The organism is Rhodovulum imhoffii, from assembly GCF_003046545.1.
Taxonomy (GTDB): Bacteria; Pseudomonadota; Alphaproteobacteria; order Rhodobacterales; family Rhodobacteraceae; genus Rhodovulum; species Rhodovulum imhoffii.
In genome coordinates this window covers 51,601-74,085 of record NZ_QAAA01000004.1, presented here as the reverse complement: position 1 = coordinate 74,085, position 22,485 = coordinate 51,601, and the positions used below count along the sequence as shown (strand labels likewise).

The window sequence follows — 22,485 nt, the reverse complement described above, 5'->3', positions numbered from 1 at the left end:
ACCGTTTGCAGATCGGCCGCCCGCGAGAGGAGTCACGGGCGGCCGGAGACCCCATGATCAGGGGATGCAGGGAGGAGATCCACCCGAACAGGAGAAGTGGGGTCTCGCGCCATGCTTATAGCAAATCCCCGGGTGTCAAGGCTATGGTTCCGGTATGTCGAAAAATCCGGCTCTTCTGCTCCCCAAACGGACATGACGTGACGTGAAAATCCTCTGGCGGTTCGGGCCCCCAAAAGCCGCATTGACGCCCACGAATACAACCTTAATGGATTGTTGCGCTTGCAGACACCCGCAAGACGTTAAATTTCGTTGCCGATTGCAGTAGACCGCGCAGGCGGGGACCGTACTTGAAAACGATGCAAACCACGAGGGATCATGACCGAAATTCTCAATCAGATCAGCTCATTCGTCTGGGGGCCTCCGGTTCTCGTTCTGCTTCTGGGCAGCGGGCTTTACCTGACCTTCGGGTTGGGTTTTCTGCCTCAGCGCAAGCTGGGCTATGGTTTCCGGATGATGTTCCAGGGCCGCAAGGCCATGGAAGGCCACGAAGGCGAGATCACCCCGTTCCAGGCGCTGACCACGGCGCTGTCGGCCACAATCGGCACCGGCAATATCGCCGGGGTGGCCACCGCCATCTTTCTTGGCGGGCCGGGGGCGGTGTTCTGGATGTGGCTGACCGCGCTTGTCGGCATGGCCACCAAATATGCCGAAGCCGTTCTGGCCGTGCGCTACCGTGAAAAGGATGGCCGCGGGCGCTGGGTCGGCGGACCGATGTATTATATCCGCAACGGGCTCGGCCCGCGCTGGGCATGGATGGGCTGGCTCTTCGCCCTTTTTGCCACCGTCGCCGCCTTTGGTATCGGCAATACCGTTCAGGCGAACTCGGTCGCGCACGCGGTAGAGGGCACCTTCGGCGTGTCGCCCTGGATAACCGGCGGGGTTTTGGCAACCCTGACCTTCGTCGTCATCATCGGCGGCGTGAAACGCATCGGCGCCGTGGCCGAGCACCTTGTTCCGCTGATGGCGGTGCTTTACATCGCCGGCGGCCTCATCATCCTGGGTGCCAATATCGGGGACGTTCCGGCGGCGGTGCAAATGATCGTGACCGATGCCTTCACCGGGACGGCAGCCACCGGCGGCTTTGCCGGCGCAGCGGTCATGGCGGCGATTCGGTTCGGGGTGGCGCGCGGCATCTTTTCGAACGAGGCCGGGCTGGGCAGCGCGCCCATCGCCCATGCCGCGGCGCAAACCAACGATCCGGTGCGCCAGGGCCACGTTGCCATGCTGGGCACGTTCATCGACACGATTCTGGTGTGTACCATGACCGCGCTGGTCATCATCACCACCGGCGCGTGGACAAGCGGGGAAACCGGGGCCCAGCTTTCGGCGCTGGCCTTCGGACAGGGCCTGCCGGGCGGCGAATGGATCGTCAGCCTCGGACTGATCATCTTCGCCTTCACCACCGTTCTGGGCTGGTCCTATTACGGCGAACGCGCGGCGGAGTTCATCTTCGGCCCAGGCATCATCCTGCCCTTTCGCCTGCTTTGGGTGGCGGGGCTGGTGGTTGGCGCGGTCGGCAACCTTGGCCTGATCTGGATCGTCGCCGATATCATGAACGCCCTGATGGCAATTCCGAACCTGATCGCGCTGGTGCTGCTCAGCGGCACGGTCTTTGCAATCAGCCGCGATTACTGGCGCAACCACGATTAAGCGCCTCACCCCGCCCCGTCCGGGGCGGGGTCCGAAACCCGCGTGTTGATCCGGCCGGACAAAGCCCGTAACCAAGAAGCAACGCTTTCATGAACGGGTTTCCAAATGACCAGCCCCCATTTCACCGTTACGCCGAATACGTGGGAATTCCTGCGTGACCCGATGATCGCCCCAACCGGGTTTCGCGAATATGACGCGCGCTGGAAATACCCGGAGGAAATCAACCTGCCCGGCATGCAGGCGCTGGGGATGGGGCTGGGCACACAGATGCGCAAACGGGGCATCGCCCCTGTCATCGCCGTCGGGAACGACTATCGGGACTACTCGCTGGCAATCAAGCACGCACTGGTTCTGGGCCTGATGCAGGCCGGCATCCAGGTCAGGGACATCGGGCCGGCATTGTCGCCCATGGCCTATTTCGCGCAGTTCCATCTTGACGTCCCCGCGGTGGCGATGGTCACCGCCAGCCACAATCCCAACGGCTGGACCGGGGTCAAGATGGGCTTTGACCGCCCGCTGACCCACGGCCCCGACGAGATGGCCGAACTGCGCGATATTGTCTTGTCCGGCAGCGCGGAGCCGCATCCCGGCGGCGGCTACGAGTTTGTCGACGGTGTGAGGGAGGCATATCTGGACGACCTCGTGGGCGATTTCCGCATGACCCGCCCGCTGAAAGTGGTGTGTGCCACCGGGAACGGAACGGCGTCTGCCTTCGCACCGGAGCTGTTCACACGCCTGGGCGTGGAAACAATCGAAAGCCACAACACGCTCGATTACACCTTCCCCAACTACAACCCCAACCCCGAAGCCATGGAGATGCTGCACGATATGGCCGCAACGGTGAAAGCCACCGGCGCGGACCTTGCGCTGGGCTTCGACGGCGACGGGGATCGCTGCGGCGTTGTCGATGACGAGGGCGAAGAAATCTTTGCTGACAAGGTGGGCGTGATTCTGGCCCGTGACCTGTCACGCCTTTACCCGAACTCGACTTTCGTGGCGGATGTGAAATCCACCGGGCTTTTCGCCTCGGACCCCGAATTGCAGGCCAACGGCGCCCACGCCGATTACTGGAAAACCGGCCACAGCCATATGAAGCGCAGGGTAAAAGAAATCGGCGCGCTGGCCGGGTTCGAAAAATCGGGCCACTACTTCCTGGCGGCCCCCATCGGACGCGGCTATGACTGCGGCCTGCGGGTGGCTGTCGAAATCTGCAAACTGATGGACCGCAACCCCGGCAAATCCATGAGCGATCTGCGCCGCGCGCTGCCCACGACCTACGCCTCCCCGACCATGTCGCCTTACTGTGCCGACACCGAGAAATACGACGTTCTCGCACGGATCGTGGAAAAGCTGGTCCGCAAATTCGAGGCCGGGGAAACGCTCGGTGGCCGTCCCATCCGCGAGGTCGTGACCGTCAACGGCGCGCGGGTAATCCTCGACAACGGAAGCTGGGGTCTGGTGCGTGCCAGTTCCAATACCCCCAACCTCGTGGTGGTCTGCGAAAGCAGCACCAGCAGCGGGGAATTGCGCGCCATTTTCACGGAACTCGATGGGGTAATCCGCACCGAGCCCCAGGTCGGCGATTACGACCAGACGTTTTAACGCAATCGCTTGAGCAGATCGAGGCTGGCATAGCCGTCGGGAACCAAGCCGGCGGCGCGCTGATAGGCGCGGATGGCCGCGATCGTGTTCGGGCCGATCTTGCCGTCGACCCCGCCGGTGTTGAAACCGGCGCGGGTCAGGCGCTGCTGCAACTCTTTACGCTCGGCGAATTTCAGCGCCCGGTCGCCGCGCGGCCACTTGGCCTGGATTGGCCCCTTGCCCTTCAGCCGGTCCGACAGGTGCCCGACCCCGATCACGTAGGCATCGGCGGCATTGTAGCGTTCGATCACCTTGAAATTGTCGAAAATCATGAAGGCCGCACCCCGCGCCCCCCCTGGCAGCAGGATCGAGGCTTTCCCGTAATCAGGCACAGGGCGCCCGTTCGTCCCACGCACCCCCATCGCCGCCCACTGGGCCGGGCTGCGGCGGGTGCTGCGGTTGGCCATCCTGAAATCGAACCCGCGCGGTAGCACGACCTCAACCCCCCAGGGCTGCCCTTTGCGCCAGCCGAACCGCGACAGGTACGCCGCCGTCGAGGCCAGGGCATCGGCAGGGTTGTCCGACCAGATATCCCGCTTGCCGTCGCCGGTAAAATCCACCGCATAGGCAAGGTAGGAGGTCGGGATAAACTGGGTGTGCCCCATCGCCCCGGCCCAGGAGCCCGTCATCTCACGGGGGCTGACATCCCCGGCCTGGATGATCTTGAGCGCGGCGACCAGCTGCTGTTCGAAGAATTTCCCACGCCGCCCGTCATAAGCCAGCGTCGCCAGCGCCCCGATCAGCGGGGTGGAGCCACGATACTCCCCATAAGCGCTTTCCAGCCCCCAAATCGCGACGACAACCTCCTTGTCCACGCCATAGCGGGCCTCGATCTGGTTCAGCAGGCGGGCGTGCTTGCGCAGCGCCGCTTGCCCGTTACGTACGCGTGCATCCGACGCCGCGCTGTCGAGATATTCCCAGATGGTTTTGGTAAACTCCGACTGGTTCCGGTCCTTGCGGATGATCTCGGCGTCATAGCGTACGCCCTGAAAGGCGTAATCGAAGACACGGGAGGAAATACCCTGCGCCATCGCGCGCCCCCGGAACCCCGCAATCCAGTTCTGAAAGCCGTGGCTGGATGTGGAGATCTGCGCGGCCTCCATCAGTGCGGGCCGCGTCTCGGGCCGCGGCGAGATTTCGGGCGCACCCCATGCCACCCCCACCGTCAGCGTCGCGACAAGGCCGACTGCCTGTGTCAAAGTTTTCATGATTTCACCTGCTCGCACCGTTCTGGTTTTGGGCAAGTGTACATCCGGCGCGCGGTTTCTCAAAGCGCCGCGCACGACCCCGCGCGAAGTCTCGCCAAAACGTGAGCCTCAGCGCCGGGTGCGGGCCAGCTTTCGTCGTGTCCTGGCTGTCTTCTTCCTTGCCCGCACAACCTTGCGGCGTACCGGCTTACCCCCCGTGCTGCGCCCCTTGGGCAACGGCTTGCCATCCAGTTCCAGCAATTCCAGCAACACCCCCCCGGTGATGGGGACAGCCTCGGACAGGCGCACCGTCACCGGCTGGCCGAGGCCGATCTCGATACCGCTGTCGGCACCCATCAGGGTCTGTGCCTCTGGGTCGTGGTGAAAATACTCATTTCCCAGATCCCGCATCGGCACCAGCCCATCGGCCCCGGTGTCATCCAGCTTCACGAAAAGGCCAAACCGCGCGATCCCGGACACACGGCCGGAGAACTCGTTTCCCACCCGATCGGAGAGATACGCGGCAAGATAACGGTCCGTCGTGTCCCGTTCCGCCATCATCGAACGACGCTCGGTCTCGGAAATGTGCTGGGCCGTTTCCTCAAGCGCGTCGGTTTCGGCAGGGGACAGCCCGTCTTCGCCCCAGCCATGGGCGGCGATCAGCGCCCGGTGGACGATCAGGTCGGCGTAGCGTCGGATGGGGGAAGTGAAATGCGCATACGCCTTCAGCGCCAGCCCGAAATGGCTGAAATTCTCCGGGCTGTAATACGCCTGCGTCATCGCGCGCAGCGTGGACAGGTTGACAAGCTCGGAAAACTCGGTGCCCGCAGCCTGCTCCAGCAGGCGGTTCAGGTGGCCGGTCTTCAGCACCCGCCCCTTGGCCAGCGTGAAACCGGACGCCTGCGCCACCTCGCGCAGGGCCTCCAGCTTATCGGGGTTGGGTTCTTCGTGCACCCGGAACAACAGCGGGCTGCGCAGACGGATAAGCTCCTCGGCCGCCGAAACATTGGCGAGGATCATGAATTCCTCGATCAGGCGATGGGCATCGTAACGGTCCTTGAAATTGACCGATTTCACCCGCCCGTCCCCGGACAGTTCGACCCGCCGCTCGGGCAGGTCCAGGTCCAGCGGCTGACGGGCTGCACGGGCCTTCCGCGCGGCGGCATAGGCAGCGTAAAGCGGGCGTATCGTATCATCAAGCAAAGGCGCGGCTGCCTCGCCCGGCATACCGTCCATGGCCTCCTGCACCTCGTGATAGGCCAACCGGCCGACGGATTGCATCAGCCCGCGGGCGAAGCGGTGCGATATCTTGTGCCCGGCGGCGTCCAGCTTCATGCACACAGCCATGCAGGCACGCGGCACACCCTCATTCAGGGAGCACAGGTCGCTCGACAGCCGATCCGGCAGCATCGGCACCACCCGGTCGGGAAAATAGGTGGAATTGCCGCGCTTGCGGGCCTCCCGATCCATCGCGCTGTCGGGGGTGACATAGTGGGCCACATCGGCAATCGCGACCCAGACGATATACCCCCCCTCGTTCTTCGGATCACCGTCGGGCAGGGCCAGAACGGCATCGTCAAGGTCGCGGGCATCGGCCGGGTCGATGGTGATGAAAGGCAGGTGGCGCAGATCTTCCCGCCCGCCAAGCCCCGCAGGCTTGCAGCGATCCGCCTCCGCCATCACGGCGTCGGGAAAATGATCGGGAATGCCATGCTGGTGAATGGCAATCAGGCTGACGGCCCTGGGCGCGGTCGGGTCGCCCAAGCGGTCCACCACGCGGGCCCTGGGAAGCCCCATGCGGGCGCGCGGGCCGACCTGCTCGGCCTCGACCAACTCACCGTCCTTTGCGTCCAGCGTCGCACCGGGGGCGACCGCCCACTCCTTGTCTGCCCCCTTGTCCACGGGGACAATGCGACCGCCTTCGGAAGATTTGCGGAACACTCCCAGTATCCGCACCGGGTTGGTGCCGATGCGGCGGATCAGGCGGGCCTCATACTGGTAATCCTCATCACGCACCTCCGCCAGACGGGCAAGGATGCGGTCGCCGCCGGCCAGTGCCGGCTCGGCCTTGCGCGGAATGAACAGGACGCGCGGCTCCGGCCCCTCACCGTGCCATTCCAGCGGGCGCGCGAACATCTCACCCGCGTCGTCGGGCGGCAATATTTGCAGCACCGTGACCGGCGGCAGCTTTTCCGGATCACGGTAGGTCTTGCGTCGTTTTTGCAGGTGGCCTTCGTCCTCCAGTTCCCGCAGCAGGCGCTTGAGGTCGATACGGTCAGATCCCTTGATTCCAAAGGCCTTGGCAATATCACGCTTGGTGGTCAGGCCGGGATTGTCGGCGATCCAGTTGAGAATCTCGGGTTTGGAGGGGATGCGGCTCATGTCCCTGCCCTACCATGCGCCTTGCGCGGCGTCAGCCTCTATCGCGTCACGAGTTGGCGAAATAGTCGGCCAGCATCCGGGCATAAATCTGCTTGAGGGTTTCGATCTGCGCAACCTCAATCCGTTCATCGACCTGATGCATCGTTTTGCCGACCAGGCCAAACTCCACGACCGGGCAAAAATCCTTGACGAACCGCGCATCCGACGTGCCGCCGGAGGTGGACATTTCGGGCCGCCGGCCGGTTTCGGCCTCAACCGCACGGGCGACCAGCGCGGACAGATCCCCCGGCGGTGTCAGGAAGCTGTCCCCCGACACCCTGGTTTCCAGCGCAAAGGAAATGCCGGTTTCTCCGGCCACGGTTTCCATCTCGGCACGCAGCCAGTCGGTCAGGGAGTCGGGGCTGTGGGTTTCGTTGAAGCGGATGTTCACCGTGGCATGGCAAACGCCGGGGATCACATTCGCCGCCGCGTTCCCGGTATCCACCGTGGTCACGGCAAGTGTGGAAGGGTCGAAATGCGCGGTGCCCTCATCCAACCGTGCCCCTGAAAGACGCGTCACCAGCCGGGCCATGGCCGGCAGCGGATTCTTGGCGCGCTCCGGGTAGGCGGCATGCCCCTGCACACCCTGCGCGGCGAAATATGCCGTGATCGACCCGCGCCGCCCGATCTTCATCACGTCGCCCAGGGTCTCACGGCTGGTGGGTTCGCCCACCACGCACAGCGCCATATACTCTCCCTCGGTGGCCATCCAGTCCAGCAGCGCCACCGTGCCATCCACGGCATCGCCTTCCTCATCGCCGGTGATGGCCAGCACAAGCGCGCCGTCGGGCGGGGTTTCGGTGACGAAATCGATCGCCGCGGCAACAAAGGCCGCCACGCCTGATTTCATGTCGGTCGCGCCGCGCCCCCAAAGCAGACCGTCACGAATTTCCCCGCCGAACGGATCCACCGTCCATCCGGCGGTATCCCCCACGGGCACCACATCCGTGTGGCCGTTGAAGCCGAAGGTTCGCCCATGCCCCTTTGCGCCCCAACGCGCGAAGAGATTGCTGACACCGCCCCGGTCCACCCGGTGACATGTGAAGCCGGCTTCTGTCAGGTGCCCCTCCAACAGCATCAGCGCGCCCCCCTCCGTCGGCGTGACGGAGCGGCAGCGGATCAACTCGGCGGTCAGGGCGACGGGGTCGGTGACAGGCATTTCGGGCTCCTTTATCGGTCGCACCAGCGATAAACCGCGCCACAGCCGGACGCAACGCGGCGGATCAGTCGAAGAACGGGTCCATCTGCGCCACGATCACCGCGTTCTCCGCCAGGGCCCGGTCCATCAGCGCGACCTCTTCCGCGCCGATCTCATGGCCCTGGGCGCGGCGGTCCCCGGCAGTCCCGTGGCCGGTGACATCCAGCGGGGCCAGCCCGGCCTGTTTCAGCACCGCCACGGTTTCGCGGACCGCCTCGGCCTCATCCACGCCGGAGGCAAAGCAGATCAGCCCCGCGCCGGAAGCCTTGTCGGGCAAACCGTCCCCGGCCTTGCGCCCGACTTCGACCACCAGCGTAAAGACCTGCTGCTTTTTGGAGGGCTTGTCAGTCACGCAGCAACTCGTTGATGCCGGTCTTGGAGCGGGTCCTTGCGTCCACCCGCTTCACGATCACTGCACAGTAGAGGTTCACGCCCCCTTTTGACGGGACCGAACCGGACACCACCACCGAGTAGGGCGGCACCTCGCCATACATGACCTCACCGCTTTCGCGATCCACGATCTTGGTGGACTGGCCGATATAGACGCCCATGCCCAGCACCGAACCCTCTCGCACGATCACGCCTTCCACAACCTCGGACCGTGCCCCGATGAAGCAGTTGTCCTCGATGATGGTGGGACCGGCCTGCATGGGTTCGAGGACCCCGCCAATGCCGACGCCACCCGAAAGATGCACGTTCTTGCCGATCTGCGCACAGGAGCCGACGGTCACCCAGGTGTCCACCATCGTCGCTTCGTCGACATAGGCCCCAAGGTTGACAAAGCTGGGCATCACCACCGCGCCGGGCGCGATATAGGCCGACCTGCGGACAACGCAGCCGGGCACCGCGCGAAACCCGGCGGCTTTCCATTCCTGTTCACCCCAGCCCTTGAACTTGCTGTCGACCTTATCCCACCAGCCCCCGCCCTGGGGGCCACCGTCATGCAACTCCATGTCCTTCAGGCGAAAACCCAGCAGCACAGCCTTTTTGGCCCACTGGTTCACGTGCCAGTCGCCATTCTCACGCCGTTCGGCGACCCGCAGCACCCCGCGGTCCAGCGCGTTGAGCGTTTCCTCGATCGCCTCGCGGGTTTCCCCGCCGGTCGCGGGGGTGATTTGATCGCGCGCATCCCACGCGGTTTCGATGGCAGATTCGAGTTGGGTGGTCATGGGCTCCTCCGGCAAAGATGTCTGGCGTCTCGGCCTTCAAGGCTATAGACGCTCCTTCCAAACGGCGCAATGCAGGCAATCCCATGACCGAGTCGACCAAACGCCCGTTCCGCAATGCCCAGCAGGACATTCAGCGCAGCCGGGTGATCCCCGATACACCGCAGACGCGCGCCCCGGCGTACCGGCTGGCGTTCAACGATACGGATTTCCTGCTCCGCGACGAGCTGCGCCCGCTGCGCCTGCACCTGGAACTGCTCAAGCCCGAATTGATCATGTCGGAATACGGAGTGGAGAGCACCGTCGTCCTGTTTGGCGGCGCACGCATTCCGGCACCGGATCAAAAACGTGCCGCCCGGTCCGAAACGCTGGCGGATCTCAGCCGCTATTACGACGAGGCGCGCGAGTTCGCCCGCCTGATGACCCTGCGCAATGGCGACGCACAAGGCCGCCACAACGTGATCGTCACCGGCGGCGGCCCCGGCGTGATGGAGGCCGGCAACCGCGGCGCGGCGGATGCCGGGGGCGTTTCCATCGGGCTGAACATCCTGCTGCCGCATGAACAGGCCCCGAACCGCTATGTCACGCCGGAGTTGAGCTTCAACTTCCATTACTTCGGCATCCGCAAGATGCACTTTCTGCTGCGGGCCGCCGCAATCGCGGTGTTCCCCGGCGGCTTCGGCACGCTGGACGAGATGTTCGAAAGTCTGACCCTGATCCAGACCGGGCGGATGGACCCGGTACCCTTCCTGTTGTTTGGGGAAAGCTTCTGGCGCAAACTGGTGAACTGGGACGCGCTGGTCGAGGCAGGAACCATCGCCCCCGAAGACCTGGAGCTTTTCAAATTCGTCGAAACCGCGCGCGAGGCGGTGGACTATATCGAACGCTGGCAACCGCCCCGGCGCGACTGACCCCTTGCGGCAAAGCCCGCAGGGCGCTAACAAGACGCGTCCGCACGGGCGGACCAAGTCGCCGCAACCTTGTCAAAACGGGCACAACCATGCACCGCGCAGTTCTTCCCGGCATTCTTGCCATGGCCGCTATCGTGGTGGCCTCCAATATCCTCGTCCAGTTCCTGTTCGGCCAGTGGCTGACATGGGGGGCCTTTACCTATCCGCTCGCCTTTCTGGTGACCGATGTCATGAACAGGGTGTACGGCCCCCGAACGGCCCGAAAGGTGGTATTCGCGGGTTTTGTCACCGGGGTGATCTGCTCCTTCGTTGGCACCCAGATTTCCGGTGAGTTCGGCCCGCTGGTGACCCTGCGCATCGCGCTGGCCTCCGGCACCGCCTTCCTGACCGCTCAGGTGCTGGACATCGTCATTTTCGACCGCCTGCGCGAAGGGCGCTGGTGGCGGGCGCCGGTGGTCTCCACGCTGATCGGGTCTTCCGTGGATACGGCGCTTTTCTTCACCGTCGCGTTTTCCGCATCTCTCACGGTCCTGGAACCCGCCAACGATGTCGGATGGGCCAATGAGGCCCTGCCGCTTCTGGGCGTCGGCCCGGTTGTCCCGCTATGGGCATCGCTGGCGGTGGCGGACTGGTGTGTCAAACTTGCCCTCGCTTTGGCCGCACTGATTCCTTTTCGCCTGATTGTCAGGCGAATGACGGCACAGATTGCGTAAAATCTTTTGACTTCCACTAAATCTGTGGCACGCTTTAACCATCGGCAGTCACAGAAAGGAGGTGGTCCAGTGTCCAGAGTGATGTTGGAGACAGGTGTTGGAACAGTCGGGGGGGCCGTGGCCTGAGGGCAATCCCAAAGTCAGAACACCCCCGATTGGGCCTCTTGCTCTAACCGGCCCATCTCCCTGATCTCGGAAGGGTCGCCCGTGGCGACCCTTTCTTGTTTTCCGCCATAGCGTTATCTTGCCCCATGCGCATCACCGACGAGATCACCCTTTCCGACTGGGAACTGACCGAGGTCTTTTCCCGTGCGTCGGGACCCGGCGGGCAAAACGTGAACAAGGTTTCCTCTGCGGTGGACCTGCGCTTTGAGGCCGCCCGAAGCCCGAATCTGCCCGCTCCGGTAAAGGCGCGGTTGAAGCGCCTGGCCGGTCGGCGGTGGACGAAAGAGGGCGCGATCCTGATCCAGGTGGACGAAACCCGCAGCCAGGCCCGCAACCGGGAGATTGCCCGCGAACGCCTTGCGGAGCTGATTCGCAAAGCCCTGATCACCCCCGGGAAACGGCGCCCGACACGCCCGACAAAAGGTTCAGTGGAACGGCGGCTGAAAGCAAAGAAGGCGCGGGGCGAGATCAAGGTAATGCGCAACAAGGTCGAAGACCCGAACGGCTAACCCCCAGGCACGGCAGGTACAGCCAATCCAGCACGCCGGAACCGCGCGCTGGCGCATTCTTTCAGGGCGGGGATCAAACCACCGGCGCGTTGGGCACCTCGGGATACGACCGCCCGGGCACGACAGATGTCGTGCCCACACAGGCGGGCGGCCATCCAACCGCGCCATGCCCGAAACGGTTGCCCCCGCCCGCCCCGGTTTTCAGGTCAGATTACCCGGTCCACCATCATGCCCTTGATCTGGGCGATGGCCTTGGCGGGGTTAAGATTTTTCGGGCAGGTCTTGGTACAGTTCATGATCGTGTGGCAACGATAGAGCTTGAACGGATCTTCAAGCTGATCCAGGCGCTCACCCGTGGCTTCATCCCGCGAGTCGATGATCCAGCGATAGGCATGCAGCAGCGCGGCGGGGCCCAGGTATTTGTCCCCGTTCCACCAGTAAGACGGGCACGAAGTCGAGCAGCAGGCGCACATCACACACTCATACAGGCCGTCGAGCTTCTTGCGGTCTTCGATCGACTGAAGCCATTCCTTGACCGGGGTACTGGTCTTGGTTTCCAGCCAGGGCATGATCGAAGCGTGCTGGGCATAGAAATGCGTCAGGTCGGGCACGAGATCCTTGACCACCGGCATGTGCGGAAGCGGATAGATTTTCACCGTTCCGTTGATCTCATCCATGCCTCGTGTGCAGGCCAGCGTGTTCACCCCGTCGATATTCATCGCGCAGGACCCGCAGATCCCTTCCCGGCAGGAGCGCCGGAAGGTCAGCCCGGGGTCGATTTCATTCTTGATCTTGATCAGCGCGTCCAGAACCATCGGACCGCAGGTGTCGAGATCGACGAAATAGGTATCGACCCGCGGGTTTTCGCCCGCATCCGGGTCCCAGCGGTAGATCTGGAATTTTCTCAGGTTGGTTGCCCCCTCGGGGGCCGGCCATGTCTTGCCCAGCTTGACGACAGAGTCCTTGGGGAGTCGCAGTTGAACCATGCGATTTGCCTTCCTGTCCAGATCCTTCAAAAGCGCCCTTCTTATGGCGCATGCCGCGGTGTACTGCAAGAAACCGTAACCCCCGGCCCATCTTTTTTCATCATTTTTGCGCGGCAAGGGACAAGGGCGTTCGTGATCCTGCCTGTGTCCCACAGGCCCGGCACGGTGCACACCGCCGACCCGCCGGGGTCATCCGCCGTTCCTTACGGCGATGCGGGAGCGGGCGGGCGGCCCCGGATGGGCGGCCCGGTCTTTCGCCCAGGGACAGCCGGGGCGGGATCGGCAGGCTTACCTTTGTTGACAGGACGGAGGAGGCATGTTCACATCCTGAACGATCGTTCAATTCAGGTCTGGCATACTTCCGGGGAGGGGAAGCATGCTTTCAACAGGAAAAGGAAGGACCCGTCCCGGCGACTTCAGGTGGGAGATCCCGGCGCGGTTCAACATCGGTGTCGATATCTGTGACCGGTGGGCCGCGAAACACCCGGACCGCACGGCAATTCTCGACATCGACGACCAGGGGGGCGAACGGACATTCACCTATGCCCGGCTGCGCGCGCAATCCAACCGCCTGGCAAACGCGCTTGTTACCCGCGGCGTGGCGTCGGGGGACCGTGTCGCGGTTCTGATGCCTCAGCGGGCCGAGGTCGCCATAGCCCATATCGCGGTGCATAAACTCGGAGCGATCAGCCTGCCGCTTTTCGCACTGTTCGGCCCCGATGCCCTGCTCCACCGGCTACATGACAGCGGCACCCGGACCGTGATCGCCGACCGGGCGGGCGCGGAAAAACTCTCCGCGTTGCGCGACCGGCTGCCCGCGCTGGCCCATGTGCTGATACTGGACGACGACGGCCCCGAAAGTTATCGGGCCGCACTGGCGGAAGCGGATGAGGCGTTCACCCCCGCCGACACCGCAGCGGACGATCCGGCGTTGCTGATCTATACCTCCGGCACTACCGGCAACCCCAAGGGCGCCCTGCATGCGCACCGGGTATTGCTGGGGCACCTGCCCGGCGTCGAGATCAGCCACGACTTTCTTCCCCAGCCCGGCGACCTGATCTGGACCCCGGCGGACTGGGCCTGGATCGGCGGGCTTCTCGATGTTCTGATGCCCGCGCTTCATCATGGGGTTCCGGTTGTGGCGCGCCGGTTTTCCAAGTTCACCGCAGAAGCCGCCTTCGGCCTGCTGCGGGAAAAACGCATCCGCAATACCTTCCTGCCGCCCACGGCCCTGAAGATGATGCGCCGCGCGCCGGAGCATCTGGCCGATGGCCTGTGCCTGCGCTCTGTCGCCTCGGGCGGAGAGCCCCTGGGCGCGGAACTGCTGGAGTGGGGGCGGCGGGTTTTTGGTGTCGAGATCAACGAATTTTACGGCCAGACCGAATGCAACATGATCGTCAGCGCCTGCGGCGTTCAGGAACCCGCCACACCCGGCGTGATGGGGGCGCCGGTTCCGGGCCATGACGTGCGCGTCCTGGACCATGCCGCCCGCCCCTGCCCGGATGGCACCGAGGGCGTCATCGCCGTGCACGCACCCGACCCGGTGATGTTCCTGCGCTACTGGAACGCACCGGAGGCAACGGAAGCCAAGTTCGCCACCGGCCCGGGCGGGCGCTGGCTGCTGACCGGCGACCGGGGGGTGATGCGGAACGGCAAGATTCGTTTCATCGGGCGCGACGACGACGTGATCTCTTCGGGCGGTTACCGCATCGGCCCCGGAGAGGTCGAGGATTGCCTGATGACCCATCCCGCCGTGCACCTGGCCGGCGTCATCGGCGTGCCCGACCCGCTGCGTGGCGAAGTTGTTGCGGCTTACATCCAACTGGTGGAAGGGGCCGAACCCTCTGATGCGCTGGCCACGGACATCGCCGACCGGGTCCGGACGCGGCTTGCCGCCCATGAATATCCGCGCATCGTGCGATTCATCGGCACGATGCCCCTGACCACAACGGGAAAGATCATCCGCGCGGAGCTTCGCGCCATGGCCCGCGCCGGGTCGCCCCCCTAGAGCCGACAGGAGCAGACCGTTCCAAACGGCAAAAAAGCCGGGTCGGCCATATCGCGGATCGTTCCCGACGCACTTCCCATGCGCCCCTCCGGACCCATCCGACCGCCCGGGGGGCGGGCAGACAGGGCTGCCTCTCCCGGCCGGCGCCACCTCCGGGGGCCGGTCAATCCGGGCGCAAGCCGTCCATCACAAGATTCCCCCTGCCCTGAATCGCACAGGATTTCGCGGCGATGCCCCGCGACCCGTAAAGAGCGGCGGGCGGGGAGACCGTGGAGCGCCCCCCGCTGCACCAGCCCGGAGCGACCGCGCAATCCCACCTGTCGGGACGTTCTTTCGGAAAACCTTGCCAAGGGAGCTTGATCGACCGGGAGCAGACGTTAAGAGTCTGCCGAAGACCATTGCGACCACGAAAGACCCGATGCAGCCGACAGGACGGCCCGTATACGTCATGCAGGAAGTCTCCGGTCCGGGCATCCGAACGGACTCGGAGGAAAGGCATGAACAGATGGCCGAGCCCCTTCCCGATCTTTACGTCGTGCCCAGTTCGCGACCTCTTTTCTATACGCTGATCTCGATCCTTTCCTCCCCCTACCCGGCTGAAATCGTTTATCTGGCCGATTACGCCCCGATCCCCGAGCAGGTCATCGCGCGTTTGCACGCGCTGATGCCGCAAACCCCGATCCTGATACGTCGCGACTGCGAGGCCGCGGAAGAATTCGCATCCCTGCCGGGGGGGCTGCCGGCAATCTTGCGGCGGAACTGGGCCCCACGCCCAGGGGCCTGGTTCGCAGGTCCGGCGGCCCACCCTCCGGCATGGCTTCGTCCGGCCTACCGGGACGCGTATATCTTTACCACGGGCCATTTCCTCCCCAAGACGCTGCGCCACCGCTGTCAGCGCATCATCTTGCGCGAAGAGGGGCTGGGCACCTACCACTCCCTTCCGATCAGTTTTGGCAAGGCCCTTCTGCGGGGGCTTTGGGGGCGATCTCCGCGGTATCATTTCATGGGGGAGGAACCCTGGGTTGACCGGATCGAGGTCGCCGCGCCCCAAAGCCTTCCCCCCGCGCTTGCGGCCAAGGCCAGCCGGCTGGACATGACCGGACTGATTCAAACCTTGCCTGAGCGCACCCGCCACGATCTGGCCCGTGTCTTTTGGTCCGGGTCGCCGATATCCCGCATCGGCGCGACAGCCGTGATCCTGACCCAGCCGATCGACCGGCCGGGCCTGTGTTCTCCCCGGGAGAAGGAAGTTCTTTACGAACGGATGGCCCAGATCCTGCGCAGGCGCGGGTATCGCGTGCTCATCAAGCGCCACCCACAGGAACATGCCCGGATCGACGGTCAGAACGGGGTGCCGGCCTTTTTCCCGATCGAGGCCTGGCCCTGTTTGTCGGATGAACGCTTTGCACTGGCGGTTTCTCTTTGCAGCTCGGCGCTGGACCGTCACGGCCCGCTTTTCGCATGCCGGAGCCTGCAACTGGTCACCCCCGAGGCCTTCGCGCGCGGGGATCTGAGCGGCTGGGATGCACGTCTCGAAACGGCTCTGACAGAAGGTCTCTCTTGAAAACGGCGCGGGCATGGCGCGCGTTGCGGCGCGAAGGCATGGCCGGGGTCTGGGCCCGCATGCGGTATCGCCGATCCCGTCGGGGTGCGGTCGCTCTGGCTCCCGTGCAGACGCCGATCCGGGTCCGGGGGACAAGCGGCGATGCCCTGCAAGATGTAAAACAGGCGCTGGCGGCTCTGGGTGTCTTGCATGGCGAAGGTCAAACCCCGGCGGCACACGACCTTTACGTCATCTCCGCGTCCAGCCACCTGCCCCCCCCGACAAGCGGCAGCCTTTTGCTGACATCCCCCGAGATTGCCGGGACCCTTGCGCCATCGCTCGCACGTCGGGCAGCGCAAGACGCCACCGCCATCCTGACCCCCGGCGCCGGATTCGACGCCCTGGTCGGTGCCGGCGTCCCGCCAGGCCAGGTCTTCGTTCTGCCATCGCCCGGCGAATCAGGCGAATCGCACGACATGCTGGCAGCGGGGCTGACCCGCTGGCTGGTCGCGGCCGGAGGCATCTGCGCAAAGGGATTGACCCCGGAGGTATTTCCCGCGTTACGCAATCTTTCCCCCCAGAGGGCCCTGTGCCTCAGCCTTCCGGAAACACCGGCGCGGCGGCGCGCCTTTACGGATCGCCACGGGACATCGTTCACCCTCTTCGACGGTATCCGTCTCTCTCCCGGCTGGCACGGGGCGGCTTTCAGCTATGCGACCATGGCCCGCGCGGCGCTTGCCCAAGGGGTTGTCCCGCTCACCGTTTGCGAAGACGATGTGGCGCTTGCCCCGGACTACGCGGAGACCCTTCGCGCCGTCCGCGCCTACCTGCGTCAGACCGACTGGGACATATTTTCCGGGCTGGTCACCAATCTGGCCGGAATCCGGAAAACCCCGCGCGCCGTCCTTCGGGAGGGCCATACCTTCGTACACCTGGACCAGACAATCGGGATGGTCTTCAACATCTACAACCGCCGGGCGCTGGAGCGTCTTGCGGATTGGGCACCGGACCGCGGCGGGATCGGGACGAACAGCATCGACGCCTGGCTGGGCACGATGCCCGGTCTGCGCGTGGTGACGACATTGCCGTTTCTGGCCGGACATCGCGGCGACCTCACCTCCAGCATCTTCGGCTTCAGCAACCGTCGCTACGACAGCATGATAAAGGCCAGCGAACGCCTTCTGGCCCGACGTTCCAGGGTGGTCTCCGACGATGGACATACCGCCCCATCGCGCCTAGTGTCCGAACGCGAGTCGGAGCCAGGGGGCTGAAAATGCAAAGCAGCTTGACCATAGTCATGTATCATTACGTTCGTGACTTTGCCCGCACACGTTATCCCGGCATTCGCGGCCTCGATTTCGCCGGGTTCCGGCGACAACTGGATTACCTGCAATCGCATTACCGGATCGTACGGGTCGAAGATGTGGTGGCTGCGGTACGCGAGGGTCACGCATTGCCCCCGGACGCGGCGCTGCTGACATTCGACGACGGATATGCCGAGCATTACAACCTTGTCTTTCCGGAACTGTATGAACGCGGCTTGCAGGGGTGTTTTTATCCGCCTGTCGCCCCGATCCGCGACGGCGTTTTGCTGGACGTGAACCGGGTTCATTTCATTCTTGCCGCAACCCTTGAAAACCCCGCGCAGGTTTCGGAACGAATCGATGCCGCGATCGAAGCGGCCGACCCCGCACTGGGGTTGCAGCCGGTCGCGGCCTACCGGGCAGACTGGGCACACCCCAACCGGTTCGACGATGCCGAAACGATCTATATCAAGCGCATGTTGCAAACAGTTCTGCCCGAAGACATGCGCAACCGGGTAGCACAGGACTTGTTCGCACAATTCGTGACCGCTGATGAACCGGCTTTCGCAAGCGAGCTTTATATCAGCACACAACAGGCACGGCTGATGCAGTCCTGCGGGATGGCATTCGGCTCCCATGGTGCGTCTCACTATTGGCTCAACCGGATTCCACGCGCGGTGCAGGAGACGGAAATCGATACCTCGCTGGATTTCCTGCGTGAAATCGGTGCCCCGATCGAGGATCACTGGGTCATGTGTTATCCGTTCGGCGGCTGGAACGAAGAGCTTCTGGACGTCCTGCGCAGCCGGAAATGCACGCTGGGTCTGACAACGGAAGTTGCAACCGCCGATTTATCCCGAAACGACCCGTTATTGTTGCCGCGTTTCGATACCAACGATTTTCCCCGCTGAAAACCGAACCCGTTGTCCTGCCCCTGATACGGGCAAAAATGAAAAATAATAGAAGACGCCGAATTGTGCCGCCGGCACCCGGCCAGCCTTAATGGAAGTGAAGATGTTTGGATTCCTGAAACGGCTCAGACTTAAGGGCCAACGATTTCTGCAAATGAACCCGATTCAGCGGCGCGAGGCGCTCAAGCGACGGCTGGGGCCGGGCGTGGTGCGCAATGTACGGGCGCTCAAGGCCCGTCAGCTTCGTATGCGCATGGCCTCGGCGGAACGCCTTGCCGGCATCGAAGCCTCGCACAAGGTGCTTTGGAAAGGCCCGGCAAAAAAACAGGGCTGGGCGGCGGTGAAAGCCCGGATTGAGCAACTCGCCGAAACGCTTCCGGAGCAGATGGAGAACTTTGTCGAAACCGGATTGCGGATGGATGACAACCCTCTGATCCTGATCAACATGGCCCAGCATCCGCTTTCTGCATCAGCCATGGCGCGAATCCTGGCGAAGGAACGGACCGCCCTCTGGCCCGAAATAGACACGCGCATGAAAACACGGGGAGATTATGCGGCGGCCTTCCTTGTGGCGACCGCGATGACCGCAGACAACGCCGCCCTGGATCAGGCGCGCGCGCGCATACCCGATATCATTGGCGATCCCTTTTCACAGATCATCGACAGCTATGGACAACGCCCCGCCGACAGGTCCAGACATGTCGAGCCCGTTCTGCGCGGCCTGAAACGCAACGGCCTGCGTCAGCCCAAACGTCATCGCCTCGTCATCGCGAATACCTTGTCCGACCCTGCGGCCTTCCTTCCTCTGCTGCGTGGGGCAGAGTGTGTCACGCTGATCGGATTGAAAGACACCTTTGGCAAGGCCGAATTCGCGCCGTACCGGGACTACCCCGGTGTCGGGGAAATCATGGTTGAACATATCCGGACCCGCATCACCCGGTTCTGCCAGAACTACATCGACATCAATGTCCAGGTCCGGAACGCGGCACAAGACATCGCACAAATGATTTCCCGCATTCCCGACCTCGTCCCGGAAGGGGACATGTCGAGCATCGAACTGGCGATTGCGGATCACCTTTTCTTCCGGATGCTGCGTCTCAGAGCCACCGAAGAGCTTTTGAAGGATCCGGATTTCGATCACATCGTCGTGGCCTTCACTGGCGTCTCTGCCGCGTCGGAATTCGTGATGACACTGGCCGGGGTGAAGGGCCTGACATCAGATCCGCGGGTGGAATTCATGTCCCTGGATCACTCGATCTCCAAGCGGCTGGATTTCCATAACTTCCTGACGACGATCCTGAACGGGCCGCGAATTCGACAGCAGGCCATGGCCTGGCTGCCAAAAGAACTGGATATACCGGATCAACTCCGGCGAAATGCAGCCGTGATGGCAAGCCCCCTGCCCGACCGGGCGGTCGGGCGGGTTCCGAAACTGCCATCCGTCTTGGTCGCAACGACAGCGAACCCCGCTTACATCTCTGCAACGGCCGGCTACGCGGCGGCCCTGCAGGAAGAATTTCCCACCGGGATCGTCGTCTCGGGAGGGGGGGGTGAGCATATTCACAAGGAAATCGAAAACACCGGAGCCCCGGCCAACGAACTTCCGTTCCACCTTCTGCGCACGCAGTACATCCTTGAGAAAACGGCTTTCAAACGGTGGATGTCCGGCCAGTTGGCACAATACTGCCTGCGCCGCAGGCTAAACGACACGATCGCGCATCTGATCGCGAGTGGGCTCGAATACATCTCCAAGAATCTGATCCAGTCGCAGATTCTGTATGGGTTGGTTCTGGATGAGTGGTTCGATCGCATGGCACGGGAACGCGGTCTGCCCGATGTCATCGTCCTGACGACCTGCCGGTCCCCCTCCACACTCCAGATCGCGTCCACAGCGCGCCGATACAAGGTGCCGACACTTTCCGTGGAAGCACATGCGCTGAACGCCAACTACAGCCGGTACGCGAAGGTCTCCAGCGACTATTACGGTGTCATTTCCGAACAGTTCCGAACCGATGCGGAAAACGGCTTTGGCATTTCCCGGGACCGCACCCGCGTCATCGGCACGCCGCGTATCATCATGCGCCAGATCCGCCCGGCCGCAGACGCACGCGCCGAACTGGCCGCGGACGGCGAAGTCTTTCCCCTGCGCTCCGGTGTGATCAGTTTCTTCAGCCAGCCGTCGGAGTGGGGCCATGTCTCCAATGTCTGGAGGATGATCCTCCTTTCGGCACAGGAACTTGGCGCAACCGTGCTTCTCAAGCCCCATCCCGAAGAAACCGAAACCCGGCGCGAGCAATACATGAGTATCGCCCGTCAAATCGGCGCGGAAAAGAATGTTCACATGTTCACCTCTTCGCCCGATCTTCTCATCGAAGCCTCAGACGTGGTTCTTACGGGCTACAGCACAGCCGCTGTAGACGCCGCCATTGCCGGTCGCCCGGTCATATGCGTGACATATGGCGATGTAGATTACCCCCTGGCCCAGCATGAGTTGATCCATGCGCCGTTGGTTCGTTCCCAGACGGAACTTTGCGAAGAAATCCGCAAACGATTGTCAGACCCCGCGGCAAATGAGGAGGCGCAGGCTGCGTTTCTGGCCGCCGAGCCGCAATTTGTGGAAGGCCCCGCGGAGCGACTGTGCCAGTTCGTGAGAGACATCGCCCGCGAACCGTCTCTGAGAGGTCCCCTGGAAGTCCCCTCGCATCTTTTCCTGGATCCGCCCTACCCAACCTTCTCGGTCTAGAATGGGACCCTGAAAAAGGACCCGTGCCTTCGGTCCTGCTTCACCTTCGGCAACGGAGGTGAGCCTCTCCCGTTTTCATCTGTCCGGACACGAGAGGAAGCAAATGCGGCCCCCTCCGCTCAACGCGCCGCGCAGCGTTGCGCGTGTGGATGCAGGGGGGGCACGGCGCCTTCCGAGGCAAGGCGCCGAATCGCCATGGCGCGCCCGGACGGTCCGCCCCCGCATACCGTGTTCAGACCGGTTCCATGCGCCCGAAACCGGGGCCACCTGACAGTACGGGCCGTCTGGCCCGCCCATCGGCAGGGATTTTACACGCTGCGGTATTGCATCGGCTGGTTCGGGCGATCCTGATCGGAATCGGCGCGGAAAAGACGCAAGGGTTTGTCCCCTGAATCGCCAAACATCTTCCAGGACAAGGCAATTTGGGTATTTCGGGCCTCAAAAGGCGCAAAATAATTCGGCAGGATCAACCCATCGTAATCGTCGGGCGACATCCACCCACCCCGATCCAGAATGTCCTTATCAACCCCGGTTTGCATCAGGTCGATATATTCCGCTCCAACAGCGCGGAGTTCGCGGGTCAGCAAGGGGCCGGCACACGCCAACCAGTCCGGTGCTCCGATCATGTCCACAATGCGCAACAGTCGCGCGCCTTCCGCATCGACCGCACGCCAGACGACAAGGGCCTCAGGGATATTCCCCCGCTCGACGACCCGAAGCGTATAGTCATACCAAGGATGGTCGATATATCTTTCCCGGATATAATCCGTCGATTTGGCCGGGATCTGCGCGCCCGCCAAGGTGGCTATGGCCCCTGCGTCCGCCGGGAGGAACGGGCGTAAGCGATACCCCCCCGCCGGACCGAATGCCGGGCGCGCTCCGGGCACACCCTGCGCAATTCGGAAAGTGGCAAGCTCCGGATCGAACAGTGCGGCGTGGTGCAGTTTGTCCAGCGTGTAGCCCAGCGCCCGATAGATTGGGCCAACCATGTCCGAGATGCCGATCGCCCCGATCAGACGCGGTTTCAGCAAGGATTGGACGGACTTCAGAAGACGCAATCCCAAACCCGGCGGGGCAATGTCGTCACGAACCTTCCACAAGGCCAGCAAAAGATCATCATCCCCCAACGCCGGGTCGAACCGGCCCATAGGGATGAAGCCCAGAACCCCCAGAACCCTTGCCGTGCCGGAATCCTCGACCTCTTCAGCAAGAATCATGTTGATACGACCGTCGCGCTGGGCATATTGCCAGTCGAAAACCTCTGGCTGATCCACGAAAACATGACGCGCAGACCAATAATCGCGGACGAACGCGATCAGCGAATCCCGGTCGTGTTCTTCAGCCAGGCGTGTGCGAATCCGACCCATCG

Annotated in this window: 17 protein-coding genes; 10 read left to right on the top strand and 7 right to left on the bottom strand. The window is 63.4% G+C overall.

Translation table 11 applies throughout. The features are described 5' to 3' along the window. The first annotated feature begins 375 nt into the window (after positions 1-375). Complete coding sequence (locus tag C8N32_RS04685) at positions 376-1,710, top strand: alanine/glycine:cation symporter family protein (protein WP_107891322.1); 1,335 nt, start codon at positions 376-378, stop codon at positions 1,708-1,710. A 105-nt stretch (positions 1,711-1,815) separates the two neighbouring features. Further along, a complete protein-coding gene (locus C8N32_RS04680; RefSeq protein WP_107891321.1) occupies positions 1,816-3,312 on the top strand; it encodes a phosphomannomutase/phosphoglucomutase in 1,497 nt (498 codons plus the stop codon). Here the strand turns inward: C8N32_RS04680 and C8N32_RS04675 are convergent. The 5 genes from C8N32_RS04675 to dapD form a co-directional block, all read right to left on the bottom strand. Continuing rightward, positions 3,309-4,559 (bottom strand): lytic murein transglycosylase, encoded by a 1,251-nt coding sequence (locus tag C8N32_RS04675; RefSeq protein ID WP_107891320.1) that lies wholly within the window; start codon positions 4,557-4,559, stop codon positions 3,309-3,311. The genes C8N32_RS04680 and C8N32_RS04675 overlap by 4 nt on opposite strands. 108 nt (positions 4,560-4,667) lie before the next feature. After that, positions 4,668-6,920, bottom strand: coding sequence for a ribonuclease R (rnr, locus tag C8N32_RS04670; protein WP_107891319.1), 2,253 nt, complete (start codon positions 6,918-6,920; stop codon positions 4,668-4,670). A 46-nt stretch (positions 6,921-6,966) separates the two neighbouring features. Continuing rightward, positions 6,967-8,118, bottom strand: a complete 1,152-nt coding sequence (gene dapE, locus C8N32_RS04665; RefSeq protein WP_107891318.1) for a succinyl-diaminopimelate desuccinylase — start codon at positions 8,116-8,118, stop codon at positions 6,967-6,969. Between the two features lie 64 nt (positions 8,119-8,182). Continuing rightward, positions 8,183-8,509, bottom strand: a complete 327-nt coding sequence (locus C8N32_RS04660) for a hypothetical protein (protein ID WP_107891317.1) — start codon at positions 8,507-8,509, stop codon at positions 8,183-8,185. Next, entirely contained in the window at positions 8,502-9,326 is an 825-nt protein-coding gene (gene dapD, locus C8N32_RS04655) for a 2,3,4,5-tetrahydropyridine-2,6-dicarboxylate N-succinyltransferase (RefSeq protein ID WP_107891316.1), read from the bottom strand. The genes C8N32_RS04660 and dapD overlap by 8 nt, the downstream gene beginning before the upstream one ends. Before the next feature lie 83 nt (positions 9,327-9,409). Here dapD and C8N32_RS04650 point away from each other — a divergent pair, with 83 nt between their 5' ends. The 3 genes from C8N32_RS04650 to arfB all read left to right on the top strand — a co-directional run bounded on the left by C8N32_RS04650 (position 9,410) and on the right by arfB (position 11,621). Then, the gene (locus C8N32_RS04650; protein WP_107891315.1) at positions 9,410-10,234 is read left to right on the top strand and encodes an LOG family protein; all 825 of its coding nucleotides are present in this window, start codon (positions 9,410-9,412) and stop codon (positions 10,232-10,234) included. An 89-nt stretch (positions 10,235-10,323) separates the two neighbouring features. After that, entirely contained in the window at positions 10,324-10,947 is a 624-nt protein-coding gene (locus tag C8N32_RS04645; protein ID WP_107891314.1) for a queuosine precursor transporter, read from the top strand. A gap of 251 nt (positions 10,948-11,198) precedes the next feature. Continuing rightward, positions 11,199-11,621 carry an alternative ribosome rescue aminoacyl-tRNA hydrolase ArfB gene (arfB, locus tag C8N32_RS04640; RefSeq protein ID WP_107891313.1) on the top strand — a complete coding sequence of 141 codons (423 nt, stop codon included), beginning with the start codon at positions 11,199-11,201 and terminating at the stop codon, positions 11,619-11,621. Positions 11,622-11,827: 206 nt separating this feature from the next. On the opposite strand, the gene C8N32_RS04635 is transcribed toward arfB, so the two are convergent. After that, the gene (locus C8N32_RS04635) at positions 11,828-12,607 is read right to left on the bottom strand and encodes a succinate dehydrogenase iron-sulfur subunit (RefSeq protein ID WP_107891443.1); all 780 of its coding nucleotides are present in this window, start codon (positions 12,605-12,607) and stop codon (positions 11,828-11,830) included. 376 nt (positions 12,608-12,983) lie between these two features. Here C8N32_RS04635 and C8N32_RS04630 point away from each other — a divergent pair, with 376 nt between their 5' ends. The 5 genes from C8N32_RS04630 (at position 12,984) to C8N32_RS04615 (ending at position 21,116) form a co-directional block, all read left to right on the top strand. After that, entirely contained in the window at positions 12,984-14,615 is a 1,632-nt protein-coding gene (locus C8N32_RS04630; RefSeq protein WP_107891312.1) for an AMP-binding protein, read from the top strand. A gap of 505 nt (positions 14,616-15,120) precedes the next feature. Next, positions 15,121-16,179, top strand: coding sequence for a polysialyltransferase family glycosyltransferase (locus C8N32_RS04625; protein WP_107891311.1), 1,059 nt, complete (start codon positions 15,121-15,123; stop codon positions 16,177-16,179). After that, complete coding sequence (locus C8N32_RS14930; RefSeq protein ID WP_170106732.1) at positions 16,176-17,429, top strand: hypothetical protein; 1,254 nt, start codon at positions 16,176-16,178, stop codon at positions 17,427-17,429. Before C8N32_RS04625 ends, C8N32_RS14930 begins: the two co-directional genes overlap by 4 nt. Before the next feature lie 2 nt (positions 17,430-17,431). Next, positions 17,432-18,373, top strand: coding sequence for a polysaccharide deacetylase family protein (locus tag C8N32_RS14925; RefSeq protein WP_170106731.1), 942 nt, complete (start codon positions 17,432-17,434; stop codon positions 18,371-18,373). 154 nt (positions 18,374-18,527) lie between these two features. Next, positions 18,528-21,116, top strand: coding sequence for a glycosyltransferase family protein (locus C8N32_RS04615; protein WP_146159684.1), 2,589 nt, complete (start codon positions 18,528-18,530; stop codon positions 21,114-21,116). 308 nt (positions 21,117-21,424) lie between these two features. Here the strand turns inward: C8N32_RS04615 and C8N32_RS04610 are convergent, their stop codons facing one another. Further along, positions 21,425-22,483, bottom strand: coding sequence for a hypothetical protein (locus C8N32_RS04610; RefSeq protein WP_107891309.1), 1,059 nt, complete (start codon positions 22,481-22,483; stop codon positions 21,425-21,427). Between the last annotated feature and the right edge of the window lie 2 nt (positions 22,484-22,485).

What these genes read in the sequence shown, in the direction of transcription:
- C8N32_RS04685 (WP_107891322.1), top strand. Translation starts at nt 376, where the DNA reads ATGACCGAAATTCTCAATCAGATCAGCTCATTCGTCTGGGGGCCTCCG.
- C8N32_RS04680 (WP_107891321.1), top strand. Translation starts at nt 1,816, where the DNA reads ATGACCAGCCCCCATTTCACCGTTACGCCGAATACGTGGGAATTCCTG.
- C8N32_RS04675 (WP_107891320.1), bottom strand. Translation starts at nt 4,559, where the DNA reads ATGAAAACTTTGACACAGGCAGTCGGCCTTGTCGCGACGCTGACGGTG.
- rnr (WP_107891319.1), bottom strand. Translation starts at nt 6,920, where the DNA reads ATGAGCCGCATCCCCTCCAAACCCGAGATTCTCAACTGGATCGCCGAC.
- dapE (WP_107891318.1), bottom strand. Translation starts at nt 8,118, where the DNA reads ATGCCTGTCACCGACCCCGTCGCCCTGACCGCCGAGTTGATCCGCTGC.
- dapD (WP_107891316.1), bottom strand. Translation starts at nt 9,326, where the DNA reads ATGACCACCCAACTCGAATCTGCCATCGAAACCGCGTGGGATGCGCGC.
- C8N32_RS04650 (WP_107891315.1), top strand. Translation starts at nt 9,410, where the DNA reads ATGACCGAGTCGACCAAACGCCCGTTCCGCAATGCCCAGCAGGACATT.
- C8N32_RS04645 (WP_107891314.1), top strand. Translation starts at nt 10,324, where the DNA reads ATGCACCGCGCAGTTCTTCCCGGCATTCTTGCCATGGCCGCTATCGTG.
- arfB (WP_107891313.1), top strand. Translation starts at nt 11,199, where the DNA reads ATGCGCATCACCGACGAGATCACCCTTTCCGACTGGGAACTGACCGAG.
- C8N32_RS04635 (WP_107891443.1), bottom strand. Translation starts at nt 12,607, where the DNA reads ATGGTTCAACTGCGACTCCCCAAGGACTCTGTCGTCAAGCTGGGCAAG.
- C8N32_RS04630 (WP_107891312.1), top strand. Translation starts at nt 12,984, where the DNA reads ATGCTTTCAACAGGAAAAGGAAGGACCCGTCCCGGCGACTTCAGGTGG.
- C8N32_RS04625 (WP_107891311.1), top strand. Translation starts at nt 15,121, where the DNA reads ATGGCCGAGCCCCTTCCCGATCTTTACGTCGTGCCCAGTTCGCGACCT.
- C8N32_RS14925 (WP_170106731.1), top strand. Translation starts at nt 17,432, where the DNA reads ATGCAAAGCAGCTTGACCATAGTCATGTATCATTACGTTCGTGACTTT.
- C8N32_RS04615 (WP_146159684.1), top strand. Translation starts at nt 18,528, where the DNA reads ATGAACCCGATTCAGCGGCGCGAGGCGCTCAAGCGACGGCTGGGGCCG.
- C8N32_RS04610 (WP_107891309.1), bottom strand. Translation starts at nt 22,483, where the DNA reads ATGGGTCGGATTCGCACACGCCTGGCTGAAGAACACGACCGGGATTCG.